Annotated in this window: 15 protein-coding genes and 1 pseudogene; 11 read left to right on the plus strand and 5 right to left on the minus strand. The window is 63.3% G+C overall.

Features of this window, described 5'->3' with window-relative positions:
• Positions 1 to 129: 129 nt before the first annotated feature.
• Both DPR14_RS09145 and DPR14_RS09150 read right to left on the minus strand, forming a co-directional pair.
• Complete coding sequence (locus DPR14_RS09145; protein ID WP_158044862.1) at positions 130 to 1,437, minus strand: site-specific integrase; 1,308 nt, start codon at positions 1,435 to 1,437, stop codon at positions 130 to 132.
• A gap of 8 nt (positions 1,438 to 1,445) precedes the next feature.
• Positions 1,446 to 2,315, minus strand: coding sequence for a DUF6538 domain-containing protein (locus tag DPR14_RS09150; RefSeq protein ID WP_158044863.1), 870 nt, complete (start codon positions 2,313 to 2,315; stop codon positions 1,446 to 1,448).
• 336 nt (positions 2,316 to 2,651) lie between these two features.
• On the opposite strand from DPR14_RS09150, the gene DPR14_RS29060 reads away from it, so the two are divergent.
• Together DPR14_RS29060 and DPR14_RS09160 are read left to right on the plus strand one after the other, a co-directional pair.
• Positions 2,652 to 2,927, plus strand: coding sequence for a helix-turn-helix domain-containing protein (locus tag DPR14_RS29060; RefSeq protein ID WP_158048065.1), 276 nt, complete (start codon positions 2,652 to 2,654; stop codon positions 2,925 to 2,927).
• The gene (locus DPR14_RS09160) at positions 2,813 to 3,895 is read left to right on the plus strand and encodes a tyrosine-type recombinase/integrase (RefSeq protein WP_158044864.1); all 1,083 of its coding nucleotides are present in this window, start codon (positions 2,813 to 2,815) and stop codon (positions 3,893 to 3,895) included. Before DPR14_RS29060 ends, DPR14_RS09160 begins: the two co-directional genes overlap by 115 nt.
• Before the next feature lie 374 nt (positions 3,896 to 4,269).
• On the opposite strand, the pseudogene DPR14_RS09165 reads toward DPR14_RS09160, so the two are convergent.
• A pseudogene (locus DPR14_RS09165) lies at positions 4,270 to 4,425 on the minus strand (IS256 family transposase); the annotation flags it as partial.
• Positions 4,426 to 4,616: 191 nt separating this feature from the next.
• Entirely contained in the window at positions 4,617 to 4,811 is a 195-nt protein-coding gene (locus tag DPR14_RS27790) for a helix-turn-helix domain-containing protein (protein ID WP_211104022.1), read from the minus strand.
• A 125-nt stretch (positions 4,812 to 4,936) separates the two neighbouring features.
• On the opposite strand from DPR14_RS27790, the gene DPR14_RS09175 reads away from it, so the two are divergent.
• The 9 genes from DPR14_RS09175 to DPR14_RS28125 all read left to right on the plus strand — a co-directional run bounded on the left by DPR14_RS09175 (position 4,937) and on the right by DPR14_RS28125 (position 21,892).
• Positions 4,937 to 6,003 (plus strand): IS630 family transposase gene (locus DPR14_RS09175; protein ID WP_158044865.1). Its coding sequence is split into 2 segments (ribosomal slippage): positions 4,937 to 5,435 and positions 5,435 to 6,003, totalling 1,068 coding nucleotides; the frame shifts between segments, so codons are not numbered across the junction.
• Between the two features lie 545 nt (positions 6,004 to 6,548).
• Entirely contained in the window at positions 6,549 to 10,733 is a 4,185-nt protein-coding gene (locus DPR14_RS09180; RefSeq protein WP_158044866.1) for an AAA domain-containing protein, read from the plus strand.
• A gap of 452 nt (positions 10,734 to 11,185) precedes the next feature.
• Positions 11,186 to 14,692, plus strand: a complete 3,507-nt coding sequence (locus DPR14_RS09185) for a protein NO VEIN domain-containing protein (protein ID WP_158044867.1) — start codon at positions 11,186 to 11,188, stop codon at positions 14,690 to 14,692.
• 66 nt (positions 14,693 to 14,758) lie between these two features.
• Positions 14,759 to 15,178 carry an ASCH domain-containing protein gene (locus tag DPR14_RS09190; RefSeq protein WP_158044868.1) on the plus strand — a complete coding sequence of 140 codons (420 nt, stop codon included), beginning with the start codon at positions 14,759 to 14,761 and terminating at the stop codon, positions 15,176 to 15,178.
• Positions 15,179 to 15,181: 3 nt separating this feature from the next.
• Complete coding sequence (locus tag DPR14_RS09195; protein ID WP_158044869.1) at positions 15,182 to 15,529, plus strand: hypothetical protein; 348 nt, start codon at positions 15,182 to 15,184, stop codon at positions 15,527 to 15,529.
• 16 nt (positions 15,530 to 15,545) lie between these two features.
• Positions 15,546 to 17,087, plus strand: coding sequence for a DUF1156 domain-containing protein (locus DPR14_RS28115; protein ID WP_246149060.1), 1,542 nt, complete (start codon positions 15,546 to 15,548; stop codon positions 17,085 to 17,087).
• Complete coding sequence (locus tag DPR14_RS28120; RefSeq protein WP_246149063.1) at positions 17,042 to 18,529, plus strand: DUF1156 domain-containing protein; 1,488 nt, start codon at positions 17,042 to 17,044, stop codon at positions 18,527 to 18,529. The genes DPR14_RS28115 and DPR14_RS28120 overlap by 46 nt, the downstream gene beginning before the upstream one ends.
• Before the next feature lie 22 nt (positions 18,530 to 18,551).
• The gene (locus DPR14_RS09205; protein ID WP_246149069.1) at positions 18,552 to 21,332 is read left to right on the plus strand and encodes a DUF499 domain-containing protein; all 2,781 of its coding nucleotides are present in this window, start codon (positions 18,552 to 18,554) and stop codon (positions 21,330 to 21,332) included.
• Entirely contained in the window at positions 21,233 to 21,892 is a 660-nt protein-coding gene (locus DPR14_RS28125; RefSeq protein ID WP_246149072.1) for a hypothetical protein, read from the plus strand. Before DPR14_RS09205 ends, DPR14_RS28125 begins: the two co-directional genes overlap by 100 nt.
• Here the strand turns inward: DPR14_RS28125 and DPR14_RS09210 are convergent.
• Positions 21,861 to 23,135 (minus strand): LeoA/HP0731 family dynamin-like GTPase, encoded by a 1,275-nt coding sequence (locus DPR14_RS09210; protein WP_192499366.1) that lies wholly within the window; start codon positions 23,133 to 23,135, stop codon positions 21,861 to 21,863. The genes DPR14_RS28125 and DPR14_RS09210 overlap by 32 nt on opposite strands.
• Positions 23,136 to 23,141 lie beyond the last annotated feature (6 nt).

Consider the following 23,141-nt stretch of genomic DNA (forward strand, 5'->3'; position numbering starts at 1 on the left):
GTATTTTTTCCACCTGAAGGAGTAATGCCCTTTCAAGTCTTCTAGGGGCTACCGAAAACCGGCCCGCCGAAGCGTCCCTCTGTGAGGTCCGCACAGGCGGGCCGGAGCCTTTCCGGCCGGAGTTATCCGTCATTCATTCGGCAACAATGTCAATCTGTCATCGATAATCCCGACGTGCAGGCGGTAGTCAATCGATGCGATCGCCTCCACCAGTCGGGCCAGCGAAGCTCCCTTGTAATAGCGGCTCCCCGTCTGCCCTTGCTGCACGTGGCCCATCAGTTCGCTGACCTGGATCTCGGGAATCTGGCGATTGAGCAGATGGGTGTCGAAGCTGTGTCTCAGGGAGTACAGGCAAAGCCCCTCCCGCGCCATTCCGACATATTCGAGGTAGCGGCCGAACCACTCGCCCAGCTTTGCGCCGGATCGAAGGGCTTTGGCCGATTTCAGGCCGGGAAACAGGTCTATCTTCCCCTTAACTTTCTGATCCGCGTGATAGTCCAGGAAGCCGAGTTCCAACAGAAGCGGATGGATCGGGACGATCCGCTTCGAGGTGCCGGTCTTCACCCGCTTTCCCTTTTCCTCGTCCGGCATGACCTTGATGCACCAGATGGCAAAGGTAGCCGAGCCATCCTGACCGGCTGGCAGAAAGCGGCGCAGGCGTGCCCAGACCCCGGTCTGCGACCGGACATCGATATCCCATTCTGCAAAATGCTCCTCGTCGAACTGCACGGCGACGATGTCTTCGGTAAGCAACTGGGCGGCTTCGCCGAGACGCAGTCCCTGGTGCGCCATCATGAGCGGAAGCCAGTATTTCGCATCCTTGACGACGTGCTTGCCGCGACGGTGCCGGTGATGGTCACCGGCGCACCCGCTCCAGGCCGGGCTGGCAAACAATTCGCGCAGTTCGGCGTTCAGGAACGCGTCGCGGTCGTTCCTGGCGGATCGATCGAATTCCTTCACGCCGTATCGCAGCTTCAGGGCGAGCAGGTCCCGGTTGATCGGTACCTTCTTCGTCTCTGCGAGCCACCGGAGCAGGCCTTTGATTTTATCGAGGTGCTTGTTGATGGTCTTCATGGCCAGCCGGCGCTCTTTCGCCGACTGCAACTCGTGCCGGAGATTGTCCGGGTCGATCTCTCCCGCTGCTGCCTTCGCCTCGACGAGGGAAACCGCCCGGTCGGAACGTCCATCCGCCTTGCGGATCGCCTCGGACGCGGTCATGGCGCGGTACGGACCGCGTCCGAACAGCGACGGCACGCGATGCAGCATCGCCCTGAAGTTTACGAGATCCTCCTCGGTGATATCGACCACCTTCCGGTTACCGACAAGGTCCGCGAACAGGTCGCCGGCGACTCGGTAGTTCCGCACCTCCTCCTCGCACAGGAGTGACGTCCTGTTGCTGCCCTGGAGGCTTTGCCGCTGTTGGATCCACGATGCCATGGCCTGCGTCACCGTCCATTCCACCGCGGCAGGAGGCGGGTGATGCTTCCCGGCCGGGGATGAACGGCGTCGCTGACCCTGTCTCGTGAGGGGGCTTGCAGGCTCTGATGCGGGCCTGCCGGCAGGTCCATCGCCGCCAAGGGCAGGGGAGACAAAGGCGGTTGGGGAGCATGCGGACGGCTCGCGGCGGTCCGGTCGGACACCGTGGCCGAAGCGGTTGCCCGTGGAGCCGAAGCGACAGGATTTTCCGTGACGGCAAGGCTCCGCGCAGCGGGAGTGCCGCCGATCGTGCCCCCGGATGGCCCGGGCAGCCAGTCCGCGCTATCGTCGTCGTAGGCGCCGGCTTCACGCTGGGCGTTGATGCGATGGACTGCCGGCAGGCCGCGCAGTACGAGGCGGGCCAGCACGGTGTGCTCGTCCGTGCCAGTCTCCGGAATGTCCAGGCCGTCCGCTGCCGCACGCGCCAGGACATCGCGTGCGAGATCCAGGCGGTTGTGACGGATCGCATCCTGTATACCAGAGACGGCGGCGTGTTCAGCCTCGACACGGCGTGCGACCTCGTCCGGGCCGCGTTCGCCGCCGAGGGCACGGGCGACTTCGGCGCGCTCCAACTCGGCGCGCAGGATCGGGGCGAGGAGGGCGCGCAATCTCTCGGTATCGACAAGTCCGGCCTGCATGGCATCGCTCAGAAGATCGAGCACGGCGTCCGTCGCGACGCCGAGGCGCCGCGCGCGTTGCCGTGCGGGAGCCAGGACCTGGGTGCGAAGCGAGATGCGGAGGTCGGCACCGCCGGCTTTCGAAAAGCGCGGGCAGGCGGGAAGAGTGCGGCGCCAGTAGTAGGTCGCGCCGCGCCGGTAGAGATGGGTGTCCAGTGCCATGGTCCGCTCCGTGGTCCGGAGCGTCGTCGGCGGCACACCCGGACGGCACAGCACGGAAACCGGTGCTTATGCCGCCTGGAAGTACTGGAAAATCAAGGCTTTGGGAGAGAAGTTGGTTGGGGGACTAGGATTCTCGGCCCATCAGGCGATCACCCGTTCCCTCTCAGGTCAGACAGTCTTCGCTGCCTGACCATCCCCGTGAGCAATTACAAAATTTCGATGCCGAGATTCTTTCGACCGTGCCTGTCCGCTCGCCCCCGAACGCACCCTTATCCGCTATCTCTCAATTAGGAGGTAGTTTTGAGCCTGGACTTGACTGCCGATGAAGTTGCTAAAATGCTTCGCGTAACGCCGCAGTGCGTTCGTCGCTGGGCAGCGGCATGCAAGCTTCCGGGATACCGCATCCTGGGTGACTCGTGGCGCTTCAAGAAAGATGAGGTGGAAGCGTGGATAGAAACCCAGAGGCCTAAGCCTCCGAAACCTAAGGAGAAAATTGAATGGCGTCCATCTATCTCCGCAGCTCAGTCTACTGGGGTCGTGCCACCGTCGCAGGGGTCGAGCACCGCAAGTCTCTTGAAACAGCGTCTCGGCCTGAAGCCGAAAGCCGCCTGAAGCAGTGGGTCGAGTACTTGAAAAATCCTCAGCCGGTCGCGATTGAACTCCCGGAGCGAACATTTGAGTCATTGGCCATGCTGTTCATCGACAAGCACCTGCCGCGGCTGAAGCCGAACAGCATCAAGCGTTACGAGCAGTCGATCCGCCGCCTGATCGCGCTCTATGAGGGCCGGGACGCGATGAGGTTCACTGCGGCAGCACTGGCCGAGTTTGAGACCGCCCGCAGAGCACAGGGAGTCCAGCCGGCGACCATCCGTCGTGATCTCGCATGCCTGTCGAGCATGCTGAGCCTGGCACCGGAACTCTGGGGGGATGACGACTTGGTCGTCGCCAACCCGGTGCCGGCTTATTTGAAACGACACCGGAAAACTCTCCGGGAAGGAGAGCCGGGCAAGCGCTACCTGACTAAGCATGAAGAGGTCGCGCTACTCGAAGCCGTCAAGGACATTCCGGTGCTGTGGCAGAACATTGCCGTCGCTATCGACACGGGGCTCCGGAGCATGGAGCAGTTTGCGCTCCGCATCAAAAACGTCGATCTCGTCCGCGAACGCATCACTGTTCCCGCCGACGAGGCAAAGAGCCACCTTTCCCGCACTGTTCCACTGCGGAAGCGATCTGTCGAGATTCTGCGGGAAGTGATAGCCGGACGGAAGACGGGATACGTTTGGACCAATCCGGCGACAGGGAAGCACTACACACGGTTCACACGGGGCTTGGCGGGAGCTGTGAAGCGCGCTGGGGTAGAGCCTATCGTGTGGCACGACCTGCGCCGCACGTGCGGGTGCCGGCTGCTGCAGGACGACCAGATGGCGCTCGCTGGGGTTAGTAGGTGGCTCGGGCACCAGACTGTCGCGCAGACCCAGCGGGCCTACGCATTCCTTGAGATTGACAACCTTCATGACGCTATCCGCAGAGATCCCCCGGTCTTGCTAGCAGTCCCCGGTGGGCATGCCAAAACGGGGTAAATCGGCACACTTCCCGGCACACTCGGCAAAGCAAAAAGCGGCAGATTCACTGGAGTTGCCGCTTTTTTCATTCCTTCGTGGTAGGCACAAGATTTCGGCACAGGCACAAGGATCAATTTTGGCCAGGGCAAGAAAAAACCCGCTAAGTCATTGACCTAGCGGGTTTTAATTCTGGTAGCGGAGGAGGGATTTGAACCCCCGACACAAGGATTATGATGATGCGTGTGTTACTAATAGTTTCTATGGCTTAGGACCGTTTTTCTGGGTTTTTCCTGGAGTCTCAGCATGTCTCGCCGCGTATTACTGCATTACGGTTCTATCAAACCCGTGTGAGCTATGGCGGCATTTGGGTGACGAGGTGTTCAGGCGGTGCTTTATGATGTCGACACGCTGACCTCAATGCCGTCAGAGAATCTGACGCCCTGAATGACTTTGGGTAACTGGTTTTCGCCCTTCAGCTTCCGCCAAGTCTTGCCAGCTGCCGTGATGAGCTTGAAGACCATGAGCTTGGCTGTGAGGGTGATGAATGCTGTCACCGGCTGGAAGCGCAATCGGACGGAGAGCCCGCAGGACGCATAGATCAGGCGAATGATGAGTTCGGGAAGGTCATTCTGCGCATCCCGGCGCTCGCCCCATTGGGTCAGGTTGGTGGCGTTGATCCACTGCATCGGAGCGCCGGGTCCCAGTTCCGGAAGCGGGAGCGCAGGTCTGGCGGTTGTGGTCACCCCGCCGTCGACGAAGCTGAGACCCTTCGCCTCCAGCGCCTTGCGATCGCCTCAGCGTTGTTGGGCATCGGCGTCCGCTGCCCGCGCTCGAAATCCGCCACGGTGGAGATGCCAATGCCCGCAGCCGCAGCCAGATCCTGCTGGGACCATGCGAGCAGTGCGCGGGCGGCGCGAACTTGTTGGGGTGTTATACCGCATTCAGAAGATTCTGACTCTTGAAGAGGCTGGCTAGGGCTGGTGAAAGGTTGCTACCGGGGCTTGCAGGAGCAGGCAGTTTGTGATTCGGTTTCACTGCGGTGATTTACGGAGGAACAGGATGGTGGCTGTTGCGATCCGGCGAGACATTGCGGCGGGCGACTTGCGACGGCAGGTTCGCCTGGAGCGGGACGGTCGGGTTGCCAGTCGGCTCCTGGCGCTGGCGGCGGTGCTCGATGGCGTCAGCCGTGAGCAGGCCGCTCGCCTCGGCGGAATGGATCGGCAGACCCTGCGGGACTGGGTTCACCGCTTCAACGAAGCGGGTGTGGAAGGCCTACGCGACCGTACCCGACCCGGTCGGCCTTGCCTACTGGCCGAGGAGTTGCTCCCGGAGTTGGCAGCCTTGATCGCCGACGGTCCGCAGATTGAGCGCGATGGTGTGGTGGAGTATCGCCTGTCGCATATCCGCGAGCTGTCCCGGCGTCATTTCGGCGCTGACTACAGTCAGGGCGGCATGCACGCTGTGCTGCGTCGGATGGGCTTTTCCTGGCTGAAGCCCCGGCCGATCCACCCCAGGACCGACCTGGCTGCCCAGGAGGCGTTTAAAAAAACTTTGCCCAGACGGTGGCGAGCATCCAGGATCAGCATCCCAACGCCGAGCGGGTGGAGGTCTGGTTCCAGGACGAGGCCAGGGTTGGCCAAAAAGGCTCGCTGACCCATCTGTGGGCACCAACTGGCACGCGGCCGAGGGCGGTGCGTGACCATCGCTTCAAGTCCGCCTACATCTTCGGCGCGGTGTGCCCGGAGCGGGATACCGGTGTGGCCCTGGTGGTTAGCCGAGCCAGCACCGAGGCGATGAACCTCATGCTCACCGAAATCAGCCAGGCAGTCGGCGACACGGCGCACGCCGCCGTGCTGATCGACGGAGCCGGCTGGCACAGCGCAAACGATCTCATGGTGCCGACCAACATCACCCTCGTCCCGTTGCCGCCCTACAGCCCAGAGCTCAATGCCATCGAGCGTCTGTGGCAGGTCATGCGAGACACCCTGCTCTCACACCGCCTGTTCACCGATCTCAACCACATCATCGAGGTCTGCTGCACAACCTGGAATGCTCTCCTTAACCAGCCAGGACGGATCCGATCCACATGCGGCTATGCCTGGGCGGCTCCGGTCAAAATTTCCTGAACTTGGTATTAGGGGATCAATCATTGGTCATGCCATAAATGTTGGAGCAGGCCGATGAACCTGCTCTGGTTCGAAGCGCCTGGTTCCCTTAAAGGTGCGCTCGTCTTCGGACGCGTGATACTGCATCTTGCATGCCAGCGCCTCCATGGTGCTGGCGATCAGGATGGGCGATGCCCTGCCGGTTGCGGTGCCTTCCAGGCCAGGGCGATGCCGGCGACTGCCCAGCTGAGCTGCTGCACGAACAGCGCACCGCCGATACCGGCACCACACGCTCCTGATGGAAGCGCATCGACGGGCGCAGACCGAGGCTGCGGTCGATGCGATCACCGTCAAACGCATCAGACGAAGGCACAATCCAGGCGAGGTTTGCCTTCATCCGACGGTGTAAGGTCGTTTGACGAAACGGCGCAGCGCGGACCCTTCCTCTTGTGCGCCCAGGCTAATGGGCTCGCGCAAAAGGTAACGAAATTCTTTTGCAACCTTCAACCAAGAATGCTAAACGCCGCGACCTTCGATACCGAATCACGGTAGCATGCGGGACTGCGATGATTATTCAGCCTTCAAAAATTGGCGCCTATGTGTCCCTGGGACATTGCGATCGTTTCCTGCACCTCACGGCTGTCGAGCAAACCAGCGCGGCCGCCGGCAGCCCGGAGCAGCCGGCAGCCGAAGGGGTAACTCGCGCCGAGCTCCGGGGCCGGGAAACCGAAGCAATGGTCGCGGAACTGCTCGAAGGGAGGGGCTTTGAAAAGCAGGACGGCGGCGGGCTTCGCGACCTGATCAAGAGCGTGGAGGGAACGGGCCGACCGCGCTACGCGACACAATGTCCCGTCCGCGGGTGCCTCGTGGTGGATGCGGCGGACGTGACCGTTTCTGGCTCGATCGACGTCTTGATGGTCGATCGCAACGAAGCGAAGGGCCACATCCGCCTGACCGTGCTCGAATGCAAGAGTTCCGGCCGAATGTGGAGTGCCGCCTTGCTGCAGACGGCGCTGTACGTCAAGCTCCTACGGGATGACCTTCCGGCGGAGGTGCAGGTTCGGGCGAACATCGTGACCCGCGATCCGGACACGGATCGGGTGTCGGAGGAGAGCGTGTTCGATGCCGGCTTGCCGGAGCTGGACCTGGAGGTCGGCCTCACCGACGCCATGTCGATCATCCGCCAGCAGATTGAGCTGGCCGGAGCGGAACTGCCAGCGCCGTATTTTGCCGAAAGATGCCAATTCTGCCCCCATATCGAACGCTGCTTTGCGGAAGCCATCGACGGCCGACTGGATTGGGCGGTTCTGGGGCTGCCGCCTGCCGAGCGGGACGCCTTGGTGCGGGAGGGCGCTCCCTATGCCGAAGACAACGTCGATCGCGCCAAAGTCAAGGCCGCTTTCCGCCGTGGTCTGCGCCGAAACAAGTCGCAGCTTCAGCGCCTGTATCGGCTGCGCAGCGCCTATTACGGTGCGGCTGCCGGTCAGGAGCAGCGGCGCGATGAAGTACTTCCCCGAAGCATCGGCCGCCTCCCCTGTGCTGGACCCAATCCGCTCAAGAAGGTGTTCGTGCGGGTCGTGCCCGATGCGCAACGGCGGCGCATTGCCGCGCTGGGTGTCCGCGTGCGAGTCGAGCGGTACGACGAGCCGGCGCAGACCCTTATGGACGCGTCTTGGAGCATGTCCAAGGACGACGAGTCGGAGAGGCAGACGCTGCTCACGATGGCCCGGCACATCGGCGACGTGCTGGCGCCGGATGCGCAAACGGGCAACGTCTGCTTCCATGCCTATTTCTGGTCTGAGGACGAATTCATCTTCCTCATCGACCGGCTTTATGCGTGCGCGCAGGAACGCTCCGACGACCCGCTCCTCATGCTGGCTGCCGGTCTGACCGAGCGGGATGCACCGGAACTGCATCTGGGCACACGCCTGCCGCGAGTGACCCATCTCCGGAATTATATCCAGCAAAGAACGAATTTGGCCAGCATCGGCGTCTCGCTCCTCGAGGTTTCCTTCCTGGACTGGGCTGGGCGCACGGACGCCGCTTGGCTGGCGGAATTGCCGGTTCTGGCGTGCTGCCTGGGAGACGGCGAGACGGACTGGCCGCTGGACGCCGGCACCGTGCGCCAGCGGCTACGCCAGCGCCCGAACTTCTTCGATCGCCTTGACCCAACGATGGTCGAACGCATCCAGGACGACGCCGCTTTCCGAAAGGCATTCATCGGTGTCTGGTTTAACGCGCTCACGTCCGTCGAAAGGGCCCTGGCGGCGCTCCACGGCACCAACACCATGCCTGCGATCCCTGTGCACCGGGAGAACCCTGTGCGGGTTCCGCTGGCGGATACCGCGCGTCCTCTCATCGAGGCGGCGCGGCAGTATCTGGAGGGCTCGCAGGACAACGTGCGCCGCGCGTGGTACGCAAAGCACCTCAACAGCATTGAGGAACTGGTGAGTTCGGGAACGGCGATTGAACTGACCAATCCAGTTTGGGCGGAATACAACGCCAAGGACGAGAACGACGACCGCCTCTGGCTGGAAGGCGAGACCGACGCGGAGGCGCTAGTCGCGCTGGGAGACGCCACCGGCGGAACTGACGGAGCCCGGGCGCTACGGCTCAAGGAACTGGGCAGGCAAGCCACCGATGCTCTCGGCAATCTGAAGCTGCGCAAGGACCTTCGGGCCGTTCCGATCACGCACACCCAGACCGTACTGACCTCCGAGGACATCGTAGACCAAGGCATCGAACTGACGATTCTGAAGATCGAAGAGCTGCGGCTGGGAGGGCGGGCCGTGGCGAAGGCGCTTCCTCGCCAGACGCCACGGCAGAATGGCGTGGAGAGCAGGGCACGCGCTTGGCAGGACACCGAGCCGGGCGCACCCCTTTGCCGTGCCGATGGGCAGGCGGTGAACCGTTTTGTCGTCTTCAAAGACTTCGAGCCGGTCGACCCCAGGGTCCGTGCCGCGCTCGCCAAGTTCGCAGACGTGGACCGCGACACGACGTTGGGAGCGCTCGACTGGTGGAAATCCGACACACTGCCGGAGGACATTGCGCTGACCGACGCAGAACGGCTGCGCCTTGAGACGACGTTCAAGGCCTACGCCCACCTGCGTGAAGCGTGCAGTGACGAGTTCCTCGCTTTCCGGACGGCGCTGGAGCGGACCCGAGATGCAGTTGGTGTCGGCCAAAGCCTGGCGAACCTGGAAGCGGCTATTGCGGCTACCCTCGTAACCTACGATCCGGATCGTCCCAAGGCGTCCAGGGAATCGACATACGAGCAGACCGCCGCGGATGCCGCGCAACGCATCGTGATCGACTTGCTGCCCCGCCGCCTGGGCCTTGTGCAGGGGCCTCCCGGAACGGGGAAGACGGAATTCGCCGCCCTGGCCATTCTCGTCTGGGCGCTGATTCAAGGCGAACGCACACCGGAGGATCTTCCTGCCGTCTTCGTGACAGGCGTTTCCCACCAATCGGTTTCGAACGTTCTTCGCCGCTGCGCGGCGGTTGCCCCGCTTCTGGCCGGAGCTTGGCGGGCGACGACGCGGCGCGCCGGTGCGGCGATCCGAATTGAACGGTGGTCCGTCGATCCGAAACACACATTGCTCGAGGCGCCGCTCGCCGGACCACAACGGCGCCTCTCGATCGTCGATTCTCGGATCGACGTCGTTCAGGGCCGGGCTCAGGCAGAATGTTACGACGACGGGCAACTGCGTAAGTGGGGGGACATCCTGGAGCAGCTTGCCGTGCGCATCGTCGGATGCGTCACGGCGCAGCTGCCCAACTTGGCCCCAGACGCTCCTATCCTTGCAAAGCCCTTCCGTTACATGGTCTTTGACGAGGCGAGCCAGACGAAGCTCCAAGACGCCCTCCTCGCGCTACCCCTGCTCGACCATGAGCGTGGACAGGCGCTCGTGATCGGCGATCACCGGCAGTTGGGTCCTGTGGAGAAGGGCGTCGGCGAGGCCGACCTTCGCTACCTCGTACGCCGCCACCAGCCCTACGGCAGCTTCTACGACTTCGTTAGCAAGCACGTCCAACCGGTGGCGCTGTCCTACACGTTTCGCCTTCAGGAGGACGCATGGCGGCTGATCGCATCCGTGTACAAGGACGATGCGGTGCGGCTTCTCGGGCGTGCACGGGGCGATGCGCCGCATCCCTCCAAAGCATCCGGACTGCTGAGCGACGCTGTGGACTGGGAGGGCGTGTGCCTGTTGACCTACGATTCGATCCGCTGGCCGGGCGATCAAAAAGTCAACCCGATCGAAGTGGCCATCATTGAGAGGTTGTTCCAGAATGGCTCCAAGGCGATCCTGGACCAGACCGCCATTCTCGCCCCGTTCAAGGCGCAAGAGCAGGAACTCATAAAAAACTTTACAAAACAGCGGGTCGGAACGGTCGATTCCATGCAGGGCTCCGAGCGGCCGACGGTCATTTATTCGGCGACGGGAGCGGCTGCCGCCTTGACGCGCTTTGAGGAGTTCATGATCGACCTGCGGCGTGCCAACGTTGCGATGTCCCGGTCGAAGAAGCGCCTCATCGTCATCGCGTCCCAGGACCTGCTCAGCTACACGCCATCGGACCCCGAAGCGTTCGAGGTGATGCGGATATGGAAGCATCTGCGTCGATACGCGGATAAGCGACTGGACGGTTCGCCATACGACGTCACCGTTACAGATGAGGACGGAAAGATCCGCAGGATCGCAGTGGAGGCCCTGCAGGTCCGTCATCCGGCGGAGCAGGCAGAGGAAGCGTGAGTGGCTTTGGCCACGACACCTAGCTGGTGCAACACTGGACGCGTAACCCCCGGCCGTCTTCGAAGTGCCGGGGGCGGACTGGTCTCTCTGCCCGATCCACGCAGGACTATGTAGGCCCGTCGAAAGCCTCCTGGGCCGAAGGACCCTAGGCGACACGGCGGCAGTTTGTGTGCATGCGCGACTTGGGGGCCTTGCTTCCAAGACGAGTTCACAATGTACTGAACACCACTGCATGCATCATGAGCACATGTCCAGGGCAAGTATGTGAATCCATCTAAAATGTTATGATTAGTTCTGCGCGATGCCTCCGCGGCCAGAGGTGAGCCAATCATCGATCATGCTTATCGGCATCACACAGGCACCTTGCGGCGGCCAGTTCCAATCGTTGCATTACCCTAAGAGTTGCATTTGGTATGAGGATCGGCGATCAACGCGTCCGGGGGTGCTTTTATATGCCATCATTTGACGACATCAAGCCGGGTGCACGGCTGCGTGGTCTCGATCCGTCCGGCGTGGCTGAGATCGTCCAAGTCGGGCGTTTCGGTGCCGATGCCCTAAACCTTGTGTTCCGAGTGAACGGTCGCGTCGGTGAACGTCTGGTCTACCGGGGTGAGGAAGCCACCTTCGAATTGATCGAAACCGGACGCGCCTACGCGTTCGATGCCGACGGAGCGCTGCTGCGCCTTGCGTCTGAAGCCTACCGCATCAGGCTCGCCCACCTGTTTGATCCCTACCTCGCCGTCAGCGCATCACAGATAGAAGCGCTGCCCCATCAGATTACCGCTGTTTACGGGGAGATGCTGCCGCGCCAGCCGTTGCGTTTCCTGCTGGCGGACGATCCGGGCGCCGGCAAGACCGTGATGGCAGGGTTGCTCATCAAGGAACTGCTGATCCGGGGCGATCTGGAACGCTGCCTGATCGTGGCGCCCGGCGGCCTCGTGGAGCAGTGGCAGGAGGAGTTGGCCGAAAAGTTCGGCCTCGCGTTCGAGATCCTGTCGCGCGACCAGATCGAGGCGTCGATCACCGGCAACCCCTTCGTCGAGCGCAACCGCCTCATCATGCGGCTCGACATGGCCGCGCGATCCGACGAGTTGAAGGCAAAGCTCCATGCCGCGCCGGACTGGGATCTGGTCATCTGCGACGAGGCGCACCGCATGGCCGCCTCGTATTTCGGCGGCGAGGTCAAGGAAACCCAGCGCCACAAGCTCGGCAAGCTGCTGGGCACGCGCACCCGCAACCTCCTGCTCATGTCGGCGACGCCGCACAACGGCAAGGAAGCGGATTTCCAGCTTTTCATGGGCCTGCTCGACGCCGACCGGTTCGAGGGCCGGTTCCGCGAGGGCGTCCATAAGGCCGACGTTTCCGACATGATGCGGCGGCTGACCAAGGAGGAGCTTTACCGCTTCGACGGCACGCCCCTGTTCCCGGAGCGCCGCGCCTACACCGCCAGCTACGAGCTGTCGCCCTCCGAGGCCGACCTCTACCAAGCCGTCACGACCTATGTGCGCGAGGAAATGAACCGGGCGGACCGGACCGGCGACGACAAGCGCCGGATGAATGTCGGCTTCGCCTTGCAGATCCTTCAGCGCCGTTTGGCGTCCTCGCCGGCCGCCATCCACCGCTCGCTGGAGCGCCGCCGCATGCGGCTGGAAGACCGGCTGCGCGAGGAGCGGATGACGCGCCGGGACGATCAGGCCGCCTTCGCCCGCGCTCCCGCCCTGCCCAGCTACGATCCCGACGATCTGGAGGAAGCCCCCGGCGCGGAGGCCGAGGCCGCCGAGGAACAGATCCTGGATCAGGCGACCGCCGCCCAGACCCTGGCCGAGCTGGAGGCCGAAATCCTGATCCTGAAGGACCTGGAGGAGCGGGCGCTGCGGCTGAAGCTGTCCGGCACGGACGCCAAGTGGCGCGAGCTGGATTCTATCCTGGACCATCCGATCATGCACGATCCGGTGACCGGCCTGCGCCGCAAGATCCTGATCTTCACGGAGCCGAAGGACACGCTGGACTACCTGTCGCACAAGATCGTGGCGCGCCTGGGCGATCCGGCCGCCGTCGTGGTCATGCATGGCGGCGTCGCGCGCGAGGCCCGCCGGGCGGCGATCGCCGCCTTCAACAGCGATCCGGTGGTGCGGGTGATGATCGCCAACGATGCCGCCGGCGAGGGCGTCAACCTCCAGCGCGGCGCCCATCTGATGGTCAACTACGACCTGCCGTGGAACCCCAACCGGCTGGAACAGCGGTTCGGCCGCATCCACCGCATCGGCCAGACCGAAGTCTGCCACCTGTGGAACCTGTGCGCCGCCAACACGCGCGAGGGCGAGGTGTACCGCCGGCTCCTGGAAAAGCTGGAGGAAGCACGCGCCGCCCTGGGCGGCAAGGTCTACGACGTGCTGGGCGAGCTGTTCGAGGGTCAGGCCCTGCGGACGCTGCTGGTGGATGCGATCCGCTACGGCGACGCGCCGGAAACCAAGGCCCGTCTGTTCCGCAAGGTGGACGACGCCGTCGATGTCGACGCGATCGAAACCCTGGTCGCCGAACGCAAGCTCACCTCGGAAGGCATGGACCCGAACACGGTCGGCGCCATCCGCGACGAGATGGAACGTGCCCATGCCCGCCGGCTCCAGCCCCACTTCATCGGCGCCTTCTTCCGCGAGGCATTCGCCCTGCTGGGTGGCCGTATGGCGGAGCGCGAAAAGGGGCGTTTCGAGATCCTGCGCGTTCCGGCGGCCCTGACGGAGCGCGACCGCCTGATCGGCCGGAGCGATCCGGTGCTCGACCGCTACGCCCGCGTCACCTTCGAGAAGACGCTGATCGCGGGCCAGCCCCAGGCGGTCCTGCTGGCCCCCGGCCATCCCGTGCTCGACACCGTCGTCGATGTGGTGCTGGAACGCTTCCAGCCCCTGCTTCAGCAGGGCGGCGTGCTGGTGGACGATGCCGACACCAGCACCGTGCCGCGCCTGCTGGTCTATCTGGAGCATGCCGTGCGCGACGGCAGGACCGCCAGGACCGGCGAGCCGCGCGTCGTCTCCCAGCGCCTCCAGTTCATCTTCCTGGGCGAGGACGGAACGGCGGTCGATGGCGGACCGGCGCCCTATCTCGATTGCCGGCCGGTCAGCGCGGAGGAACGGGCGCTGATCGCGGACACCCTCGCGGCGCCCTGGCTGGCGGCTGGGGTGGAAGGACGGGCGCTCGGCCATGCCATAGCCCATCTGGTGCCGCAGCACCTTGGGGAGGTCAAGCGCCGCCGTCTGCCGGAGATCGACAAGGTCGAACGCGAGGTCCGCGCCCGCCTGACCCGTGAGATCAATTACTGGGACGGCCGCGCCGCCCGCCTGCGCGAGGAGGAACGCGCCGGCAAGGAACAGCGGGTCAATGCCCAGAACGCGGAGGCGACCGCTCAGCGGCTTGTCGACCGGCTATACAAGCGGCAGGCCGAGCTTGACCGCGAGCGGCAGATCTCCGCCTTGCCGCCGGTCCTGAAGGGCGCCGCCCTGATCGTTCCCAAGGGTCTGCTCGACGCCCGGTCCACCCCGGAACAGCCCCGCGCGCCGTCGGGATTTTCCGACGATCCGGAGAGCCGGGCCGAGATCGAGGCGCTGGCCATGGAAGCCGTGATGGAGGCCGAACGCGCCCTGGGCAACCAGCCGCGCGACGTGTCGGCCGAGAAGAAGGGCTACGACATCGAGAGCCGCGACCCCGCCACCGGCAGGCTGCGCCTGATCGAGGTCAAGGGCCGCCACGGCGAGGCTCGCGACGTGATCGTGACCAAGAACGAGATCCTGGCGTCGCTCAACGCGCCCGATGCCTTCATCCTGGCCCTGGTCCTGATCGACGGCGGATTTACCCGGCAGCCGGTCTATGTCAGGCGCTTCTTCGATCGCGAACCGAGTTTCCACGAAGTGGCGGTCGTGCTGAACATCGCCGATCTGATGCGGATGGCGCAGGTATCCTTTTGAGGCTTGCGAATAGCCCGCTTAGCTGGGACAAGAAGGCGGCTTGGATAGTCGTTCGGATAGGCGAGAATGAAGGCGCTGATAGTGGATGAACCCTGGATCGGCTTGATCCTGCGGGGTGACAAGACCTGGGAGATGCGGAAGACGGGCTGTTCGCACCGTGGCGAGATCGCCCTGATCCGCAAGGGAAGCGGACATGTCGTCGGCATCGCCCGCGTCACCGATTCGCGCCCGCATCTGGCGACCATCGAAGCTTATGCCGAAGCCGAGCCGTTCCACCGCATCCCGGTCGAGCGCCAGCAAAAGGCGTTCGCGGACGGCTGGCGCGTGCCCTGGGTCCTGGCCGACGCAAGGCCGCTGCCGCAACCCGTCGCATACCGGCATCCGTCGGGCGCGGTGATCTGGGTCAACCTGCTGCCGGATGTCGTCGCCCGCATCAGGTCGCAGGTCGCGGGCGCGCCGCCCGATGGGCTCGATGGGGAAACGTAACCGATGGCTCCGAAACCGGAAATGCGCTTGGCCGGGCCGGTTGGCAGAGTCCTTTTGACCGGCGGAAATCTCCGCAACAACCATATCTATCTCACGTCGATGCTCGATCTCATCCCAGCCGACTCGATCGGGGGGTCCAACAAGAGTACGGCGGCCCATCGAACGCTTCGGGTCAGTTTTGAACCCGGCACGACAGTCGATACTGACGTGGACGGGAGCAAGAACATCCTGCGCGCCCGTGGAGCCGTCCGCGACTTCTTTGCTCGCTCCGGCGCACGGGAAGGCGATACGGTGCTGATCGAACGTACCGGACCTTATGCCCTCACCATCTCGCTCGACCGCCCTGTCTAAAGAATCCAGGAACCCAATGCCCGCGCCTCGCAAGAAACTGATCGAAGTATCCATCCCGCTCGAGGCCATCAACGCCGCCTCCGCCCGTGAGAAGTCGATCCGGCATGGGCATCCCTCCACCCTGCATCTGTGGTGGGCGCGGCGTCCTCTGGCGGCGTGTCGGGCCGTGCTGTTTTCGCAGTTGGTGGACGATCCCTCATCCTGGCCCGACCGCTTCCCAACCGAGGAGGAGCAGGAAGCCGAACGCAAGCGGCTGCACGACGTCATCCGGCGCCTTGTACCCTGGGAGGCGTCCAACGACGAGACGATCCTGAACGAGGCCCGCTGGGAGATCGCCCGCTCGGTAGCCTGGGGCCTGGGCGAGGAACCTCCGGCGAAGGACGATGCCGCCGCGATCCTGGAATTTCTTCAGACCAAGGCGCCGCCGGTCTACGACCCATTCTCCGGCGGCGGTTCGATCCCGCTGGAGGCGCAACGGCTGGGCCTGCGCGCCTATGGGTCCGACCTGAACCCCGTGGCGGTGCTGATCGGCAAGGCGCTGGTGGAGATCCCGCCGAAATTCGCCGGAATGCCGCCGGTGAACCCCAAGTCGCAGGAGGAATTAAAACGCGGCGGGGTCTGGAACGGCAAGGGCGCGCAAGGCTTGGCCGAGGACGTGCGCTATTACGGCCAGTGGATGCGGGACGAGGCCGAGAGGCGCATCGGCCATCTCTATCCAAAGGCGAAGCTGGCGGACGGGTCGGAGGCTACCGTCATCACGTGGCTCTGGGCACGCACCGTTCGATCGCCCGATCCGTCGGCCCACGGTGCCATGGTGCCGCTGGTATCGTCGTTCATGCTCTCCAATAAGGTGGGGAAGAAGACCTGGGTAGAGCCTGTGATCGATCCGTCTGCACCGGATGGATATCGGTTTGAGGTGAAGACAGGGTCGTTATCAAAAGCCGATGAAGAGCGACTGAAGCTCGGCACTAAATCTGGTAAAGGGCAAGCTTTTTTCTGCATATTGACAGCATCAATTATTGATAGGGACTATATCCAGGCTGAGGGCAAGGCAGGCAGATTAAATCAGAGGCTTATGGCGATTGTCGCGGACGGCGGGCGCAGACGCATTTACCTTCCCCCAAATGGACCGCACCAGACAATTGCCGACTCCACCTCGGAAGTTCCAAGTGTCGGCGAGGCGCGGGCAACATTCCTGTCTCCGCCAACACCGACCCGAGCAATGATCACTGGTGGCGTTTGTTCAGCCTATGGCTTACGAACTTATGGCCATTTATTCATTGCCCGCCAAATTATTGCCCTAACAACGTTTTCTGATTTGGTATCTGAAGCGCGGCAAAAGGTGCTCGCTGATGCCTATATAGAGGGCTTAATAGAAAACGGACTCGCACTTCATCATGGTGGTTCTGGCGCTTCTGCGTATGCAGATGCAGTGGTTACCTATATTGGGTTTGCAATCAGTCGCAGCGCGGACCGGGATCTTCAATTTGTTCTTGGGATAGCAGTCCAAAGATGGAGGCACTGCGCAATACGTTTGCACGGCAAGCCATTCCAATGACTTGGGATTTTGCTGAAGGTAACCCTTTTTCATCATCAAGCGGGAATTTTCTTTTTAATGTAAATTGGGTCTCAGACGCGCTTGGGCGAACTCCTGCGCTTGCGGCTGGAGGTATAGGGAATATTGATGCAGCGAAGAATTCATTTCCCGTTAGACCAGTAGTTATTTCGACCGACCCCCCGTACTACGATAATATAGGCTATGCAGACTTATCTGATTTTTTCTACGTGTGGCTTAAGCGTTCTCTTTCCACCGTATGGCCAGATCTTTTTCGTCGTGTCATCACACCCAAGGCTGAAGAGCTAGTTGCAACACCCTATCGCTTTGTCGATCCCGAAATTCCAGATTGGGTAAAAGCGTCCCCTGAGCTGGCCGCTCGTTGGCTTCGTATGGGCAGCAAAGAGCGAGCGGAAACCTTCTTTATGAGAGGCATGGGTGAAGCGCTGACAGCAATGCGCAAAGCCGCCACGAATGGAGATCCGCTAACGATTTACTATGCCTTCAAGCAGTCCGAAGTTGGCGTGGACGGGATCACTTCGGCCGGCTGGGCATCGTTCCTACAGGCGGTTGTCGATGCCGATCTCTCCGTAGACGGAACTTGGCCGGTACGAACCGAACTGGCGAATCGAATGATCGGCAGAGATGCTAACGCACTGGCCTCCTCTATCGTTCTCGTCTGCCGCAAACGCGCACCCGACGCCTCCATCGCCACTCGTGCCGACTTCATCCGCGCCCTAAAGCGCCAGTTACCCGCCGCCATTGATGACATCCGCAAAGCAGGCGTTGGCCCTGTGGACATGCAGCAATCTGTGATCGGTCCCGGCATGGGGTTTTTCTCCCGTTATGCCAAGGTGCTGGAGGACGACGATAGCGCCATGACTGTGAAGACTGCTCTCGCCCTGATCAACCGTGTCTGGGAAGAGATCGAGAACGAGCTGGATACCGCCTTCGACCCGGAAACCCAGGTGGCGCTGGCGTGGTTCGCCAGCTACGGGTTCGACGCGCGGGCATCGGGCGATCTGATCACGCTGGCGAACGCCAAGAACATCCCCTCCGACGCCCTGTTCGACAGTGGCGTCTTCACCGACTTGCGGGGCAAGGCGGCGCTCACCCAGCGAAAGGACCTGTCCGAGGACTGGAACCCGGCGACCGACAAGTGGCTGACGGTCTGGGAATGCGTCCAGCACACCGCGCGCGTCCTGAACGCGGAGGACGGCGGCGGAGAGGCCGCCGCCCGTTTGGTGGCGCAGATGGGACCGAAGGCGGCGGAGGCCCGTGCCCTGGCGTATCGCCTGTTCGAGATCGCCACCCAGAAGGGCTGGGCCAGCGAGGCGCTGGTGTATAACGAACTGGCGCAGGAATGGCCGAGGCTGGAAGACCTGATGCAAGGACTGGAAAAGACGCCCGTTTTCGTCGGCAAGCCCCAGGGCTCGCTGTTCTGACCGGACGGAGAGGAAAGAAGAAATGACTGCCGTGATGGTCGAAAAGGAAACGCTGCGCCGCGTTCAGGACGGTCTTTTCCATCTCGCCAAGGGGGTGAAGCCCTTTGTCGAAGCCCGCATGCGCGCGGTGCATGGCGACCGCTGGCTGCATTACGCCAGCCGCGCCAACGGATCGCCGCCCAATGCGCCGCTCGACGCCTATGGCCTCATCAAGACGATGCTGGACAGTTGGCGCGAGGCGTTCGACGAATCCTTCGCCCGTAACGAAAAGCAGAAGGTGCGGAACTTCGCCTCCACCGCGCTGGAGGCCCGCAATGCGACGGCGCATCTGGCGGTCCCGCTCCAGGACGACGAGGCCTTGCGTTACCTGGACGCCATGCATCAACTGCTGAGGGCGGCGAAGGCTCCGGCCAGCGAACTAGCGGAGCTGAAGCGCCTGTACGACGAACAGCGCCGCTCCGGCTTCGCGTCGCCGGCGCCAGCACCACAGCCGGCTCCGGCGGGAATGGCGGCGCCCAAGCTGGACTTTTCCGCGGCAGAGGCTCCATCCTCGGCCTTGAAGCCCTGGATTCAGGTGGCTCTGCCCCATCCCGACGTGCTGGAAAACCGCTTCAAGGAGGCGGAGTTCGCGGCCGACCTGTTCGCCGTCGATGCCGGCTTGGCGACCGACGATTACGCCGACGCGGCAAGCTTCTTCCGCATCACCTTCCTGACCGAAGGCCTGCGCCGGGTGCTGACCTCGACCCTTCAGCGGCTTGCCGGCAGCGGCGGCGATCCGGTGATCGGCCTTCAGACCGCGTTCGGCGGCGGCAAGACGCACACGATGCTGGCGGTGCTCCACCTTGCCCGGTCAGCCGATCTTTCCGTGCTGGCGGGCGTCGGCCCGCTGGCGGAAAAAGCCGGCGTGACGGCCTGGAAGAAGGCGAAGACCGCCGTCTTCGTCGGGTCGTCCAAGGGAACGGACGTGTCGCTGATCCTCAAGGACGGACCGAAGGTCCATACGCTATGGGGCTACATCGCGTGGCAACTGGCGGGCGAGGAGGGATTGAAGCTCGTCGCCGAGTCGGAAGCCGCGCGCACGAACCCCGGTTCCGAACTGATGGTGGAGGTGCTGAGGCTGGCCGGTCCCTGCGTCATCCTGCTAGACGAGCTGGTGGCCTATGTGCGGCAGCTTCCCGACGACCGGTTCGAAGCGTTCCTGTCCTTCATCCAGTCGCTGACCGAGGCCGTCAAGATGGTGCCCGGCGCTCAGATCGTCGGGTCGCTGCCGGAAAGCGCTCCGGAAGCGGGGGCCGACAAGGGCAAGATGGCGCTGCTCCGGCTGGAGAAAGTCTTCGGCCGCCTCCAGTCCGCCTGGCTGCCGGCCGCCGGCGACGAGACCTATGAGATCATCCGCCGCCGGCTGTTCCAGGCGCTGGACAGCGACGGCGAGCGCGACCGGGACGAGACGGTGAAGGCCTTCCACGAGCTTTACCGCAAGAACGCGGCCGAGTTCCCGCCGGAAGCCAGGGAATCCCGCTATCTCGAACTGCTCCGCATCTCCTACCCGATTCATCCGGAACTGTTCGACCGCCTGTCCAGGGACTGGGCCAGCCTTGAGAAGTTCCAGCGCACCCGAGGCGTGCTCCGGTTCATGGCGAACGTCATCGACGTGCTATGGCAGCAGCAGGTCCGCGATCCGCTGATCATGCCGGCGCGCATCCCCATCGCGCATGAGCGCGTGCGGGTGAACGCGCTCTACTCCCTGGACGCCGCCTTCGGACCCGTGGTCGACAAGGAGGTGGACGGCGAGAGTTCGCTGCCGTCCCGGCTGGAAGCCAATCCGTCGCGGCGCATCTCGCAGTCCCGTGCGGCGACGCGAGCGGCGCGGGCGGTCTTCCTGTGCTCGGCTCCGCTGGTCGGCCAGCCCAATGCCGGGGTGACCGCGCAGGGCCTGCGTCTGGCCTGCGCCGAACCGGGCGACCAGCTCGCCATCTTCGGCGAGGCGCTGCGCGAGGTGAAGGACCGCGCCACCTATCTGTACGAGGAAGCCGGGCGCTACTGGTTCTCGACCCAGCCGACCCTGAACCGCCTTGCCGACGACAAGGCGAAGTCCTGGCCGGCCCATCAGGTCGATGAGCAGATTTCGGAAGTCCTGCGCGGCGATACGAAGCAGAAAGGTTCCTTCCACGGGATTTTCGCGGTACCGGACGACCCCGTCACGATCGACGAGGCGAAGGCCCTGTCGCTGGTCATCCTTGGACCGGCGACGCCGCATGCCGGCAAGGGCGTGGGTAAGTCGGCGGCCACCGACACGGTGACCGACACGCTGATGCGCTGCCGCTCGGGGCAGCGCCGCTTCCGCAACACGCTGCTGTTCGTGGCCGCCGACGTGGCTCTGCTCGATACCGCGCGCGAGGCCATGCGGCGGGCGCTGGCCTGGGAATCGATCGTCAAGGACGAACGCCTTCAGCAGCAACTGACCCAGGCCCAGATCACCGACGCCAGGAACAAGGCCCGGTCGGGCCGTGACGGCGCGGTCAACGCCGTCCGGCAGGCCTGGAACCACATCCTCTACCCGGTCAAGTCGGAGGCGCCGGGGACTCCGTTCGACCTGGAACACCTGTCGATCACCGCCAAGGACCGCGCCGCCGTCCCGGCTGCCGTCTACGAAAAGGCCAAGGGCGACAGCGTCGCCAAGGAGCAGCTTGGGCGGAGGCGCTGGTGTACCACCTCAAGCCGCTCTGGCCGGAGGACCGGCCGCACTTGGCGGTCGGCGAGGTCGCGGACTGGTTCACCACCTATGTCTACCTGCCGAAGCTGAGGGACCGCGTCGTCTTCGACAAGGCCGTCAGTGACGCCGTAACCAAGCTGGACGCGGCCTTCGGCTTCGCCGACGGCTATGACGAGGCGACCGGCGAATACCAGGGCCTGATATACGCGAAGGCGCCGCCGGTCTTCATGCCTCCGACTGCGGTCCTCGTCCGGGCGGAAGTCGCCCGTGACCATCTCCAGCGCCGTCAGAAGCCGATGCCCGCCACCGTCGGCGGCGTGTCCACGGTCGGCGGAACGGTGACGGGAGACGATGACACCCGCCACCCGGAGGCTCCTCCCGCATCCGGCGACCCTGTCGCCGCCCCCCGGCAGCCCCGCCGCTTCTACGGGTCCGTCGAGATCGAATTGGTGCGTCCGATCAGGGTGTTCGAAGATATCGTAAACGCGGTCGCACTCCAACTCCAGCGGACACCCGGCGCCAAGGTCAAACTGACCCTGGAAGTCGAGGCCGAAGCGCCCGAAGGGTTCGCGGAGGCGGACGTCGGCATCGTCCGCGACAACGCCCGCCAGCTCAAGTTCAAGGCTGAATCGACGGGGTTCGAGGAGTAGAAGCCTCAAGCCCCCCTTCGACTCCGACGGAGGTCCGCAGCCCGCTGTAGATCTCGTCGCGCAGGGTTGAGCAGCGGCGCTTGAGGGCGCCGATCTCGCTCTGCGCGCGGGACCGCGCGTCGCCGCCGGCGGTAATGCGCTCCGCCTCACGGTCCAGTTCTTCCTGGGCTTCCTGGAGCGGCCCGCGCGAAACCTTGAGGACGACTGCCTCCAGGGTATCGGCTTCCACCTTCGCCTGATCAGCAAAGGCGTTGCGCAGCGTCAGGCGAAGATTTGCCAAGTAGCGCGCCTTCTCCTCTTTGGCCTTTTCTTCTCGATACTGGAAGAACAAGTCAAGTCCAGCGGCTAGAAACGGTATAGCCTTTCCAAGCTTCCCAGCCACTTTTGCGGCACCTTGCCCCATCTTTACCGCTTCCCATGGCCGGAACTTCTTTCCGAGCGTCTTCCCGACTTCATAGATTATGTTGCGTAGTTCCGCAGCATTGTCAGCGGCAAACTGAAGACCCTCCTGAAGTGGTTTGCCCGTGGCCTTGAAGAAACGGAGAACATACTCCGTGCCTTGGTTTGGACCGGAGTTCTTATGGTCGATCCCTAACCGCTCGGCATGCTCCGCTTCGATTCTGGCGACATCCTGCGCCAAAGGGGTTTGCCCGAGATCCTCCAACTCGGAATTCGCCAGGGCAATGGCGTCCCGCAGGTCCGCTTCGAGATCGTCATAGACCTGATTGATCGGTGCGATGACCTGGCTCATGGCGGTCGTGAACAGGCTGTCCAAATCTTCGCCTGTCGTTGTGTCCGAGATTTGCTCCACTGCCTCGTCCGTCTGGGACATCACCGTCGAATAAGCCTGCTGCTTCCAGGTTTTCCGGACATCGACAAGCTTGCGCTGCAAACGCTCCAGCACTGCCGATTTCCGTCGAAGCAACTCAAGCCGCTTCCGGTCATCATCCGAAGCCGCGAGCCGGGCCTGCAAACTATCGAGAAGGTCGGATACGATGGTCAAAGGCGTCGTCAGACGCCCAGCGATGCCGGCATCGGCGACAAAACCGTCCAACCCATCCACCAGTTCACGCATGCGACTCTGCTGAATGAACCGCTGCCGATTTTCCCCTGCTCCGGAGGCACGCAGATACTTCGACGCGGCGCATGGATAGATGGGAATGCCTTGGTGAGGCCCCAGAACTTTGTATACCTCGCCAAGGATTGTGGCTTCGGAATTGTTTTCCCGATCAATCTTATTCACTACCAG

This window comes from Skermanella pratensis (assembly GCF_008843145.1).
Classification (GTDB): Bacteria; Pseudomonadota; Alphaproteobacteria; order Azospirillales; family Azospirillaceae; genus Skermanella; species Skermanella pratensis.